1 protein-coding gene is annotated in these 474 nt (G+C 61.4%); it reads left to right on the plus strand.

Annotated features, from left to right (window positions below; translation table 11 throughout):
* Window positions 1–157: 157 nt before the first annotated feature.
* A partial coding sequence (locus LF817_RS20040) for a hypothetical protein (protein ID WP_253937568.1) occupies window positions 158–474 on the plus strand: 317 nt, incomplete at its 3' end.

Raw genomic sequence — 474 nt, forward strand, 5'->3', positions numbered from 1 at the left:
TGCCCAGAAGTGGCCTTCAGGGTGCGGCTATAGGGAGGGTAGAGGACGCCTTGTTAAACCGGATCGACACGCTGATCGCCGTTCATCTCGCGTTCTCACCAGACAGCCTCGACATGCCAGGCGTCTTTATCGGCCCTGATAACGAAGGGGACGCCCTATGAAACAGTCCGTGTTTGCAGTTTTCTTCCTGGTGCTGAGTGCCTGCGTGCAAAACACCGTGCCTGGTGGGCCGGTCGTCGAGTCGCCCGAAGGGGGCCTCGAGCTGACCTCTCTGGCTACCGAAGGAGAAGTGCAGCAGCTCACCTTCTTCAACGTCGCCTCCATGAACCGCCCCGGTACGAGGGTGCTGCTCCCTATCACCGGCATACCACCTGAAGCCTTACGCAGTATCGACTACGCGCCCGACGGCACTCTCTACGGTCTCGGCGTGCTGCTGGCGGGCGACGCCGCCGCCCGTACTGCGCTCTACATCAT

Source organism: Halobacillus sp. A1, assembly GCF_024189295.1.
GTDB lineage: Bacteria > Bacillota > Bacilli > Bacillales > Halobacillaceae > Halobacillus_A.